This window comes from Neisseria basseii (assembly GCF_962707005.1).
Taxonomy (GTDB): domain Bacteria; phylum Pseudomonadota; class Gammaproteobacteria; order Burkholderiales; family Neisseriaceae; genus Neisseria; species Neisseria bergeri.
In genome coordinates, this window is record NZ_CAUIXH010000046.1 from 1 (window position 1) to 1,502 (window position 1,502).

Here is a 1,502-nt window from a genome sequence, read left to right on the forward strand (position 1 = left end):
CGTGAGACGGGGCTGCATTACAATTTCTTCAGGTATTACGAACCGAACATCGGGCGGTTTGTGAATCAGGATCCGATTGGGTTGGAAGGCGGCTTTAACGTTTATCAGTTTGCACCGAATGTAAAGTGGTGGGTTGACCCGTTGGGATTAAAAAATAAATTTGCATTTAACCATCCTGATTGTATTGCTAGACGTAAAAAGATTAGCAATATAGAAAATGATATTATTAAAAGAAATCAAGAAATCAAAGCTAATCCTGGAAATTTACCATATAAGCAGAAACCTGGTATGAAGCCTAGAGATTCAGTTGAAGGACATATTCAACTAGTTGAACAACTTAAAGAAACTTTGCAAAAACATAAACAATGGTTAAATGATAATTGCGATGATTTACCTCCACCAGCCCCTGGTAGATGTACCTCACCTTCTTCAGTGACTAATAGTCAAACTCAAGAAAATTTGAAAACTGTGGGGAAAGCAGCGGGAACTGCCGCTGCAATCTACATAGGGTATAAAATTGTAAGAGCTGTTGCTATATCATTTGTTGCCACCCCCGTAGCAGGAGCTGGTAGTTTAGCATTGCCATAATTTTAAAATATAAAGACTATGAAAATGAACTATAAAATAATTAATGCAATGAGCAATCTAGAAATAATTAAATATTTATACTCATTAGAAAATAAAAAGGATTTACAAGATGCTTTGGAATATATTTCTCTAAACTTAGATAGCACAAGATTTCAACCTACTATTGATAACGATACATTCTTTTTTATATATCACCTCCTCAGTAATAAAAAAATAATCCAAAATAGGGGGCTTTGGGAATTTATTATTACCCTAGAAAGTTCAGATCTTGACTTTTCCCAAATAACTAAGGCTAAAAGGTTTAAATTAATAAATAAGATTACTTCAGCGTCTGAGCTTTATGAAAGTTCAGTGGCTTGCGAAATAGGAAGATTTATTATTCGATATTTATTAATTAATAAACCTGAAAGACTAAAATATATCTTAGATATTAAAAAAGAGTTAGATAAAAAAATAGCCAAGTGTAATTATTTAGATATGTTATATTTTATGCTTTTAGACTATCAAGATAATTCTGAAATTAATCAAAGCGAAAAAGAAAATATTACTAAACTATTAAAAAAAATTAGTAAATCATAGTTTTTCTTACAAACGTTGTTCCCTTTTTAAAACTAAGTTGCTCCGCATCATTAGATATAACGAAAGCAAGCCGCAATTCGCATGAAATCTCCAATCCCGACGTAGGGTGTGTGCGGTACGCACGCGGTTTCTATTTTTCAGACGACCTCAATCCTTTTTCGAGGTCGTCTAAAATATTTTTTCCATAACAATCCAAGCCAAAACTGCATCCGACAACCGCCTGAAAACCTACAACGGCACGACCTATTACTACGACGGCTTCGGCAACCTGATCCACCGCGAGCTGGCCGACGGCGAAGTGCAGAACTACTTCTACGATCTGCATGACCAACTGG

General features: G+C 34.9%; 2 protein-coding genes and 1 pseudogene. All 3 read left to right on the plus strand.

Going from position 1 to position 1,502, the window contains the following annotated elements:
• Nucleotides 1–588, plus strand: a 588-nt coding sequence (locus tag Q9I99_RS11175) for an RHS repeat-associated core domain-containing protein (protein WP_301667553.1), incomplete at its 5' end; no start/stop codon positions are given.
• A gap of 24 nt (nucleotides 589–612) precedes the next feature.
• A complete protein-coding gene (locus Q9I99_RS11180; protein ID WP_301667552.1) occupies nucleotides 613–1,167 on the plus strand; it encodes a hypothetical protein in 555 nt (184 codons plus the stop codon).
• A gap of 208 nt (nucleotides 1,168–1,375) precedes the next feature.
• Nucleotides 1,376–1,502: pseudogene (locus Q9I99_RS11620) on the plus strand (RHS repeat-associated core domain-containing protein); the annotation flags it as partial.

What these genes read in the sequence shown, in the direction of transcription:
- Q9I99_RS11180 (WP_301667552.1), top strand. Translation starts at nt 613, where the DNA reads ATGAACTATAAAATAATTAATGCAATGAGCAATCTAGAAATAATTAAA.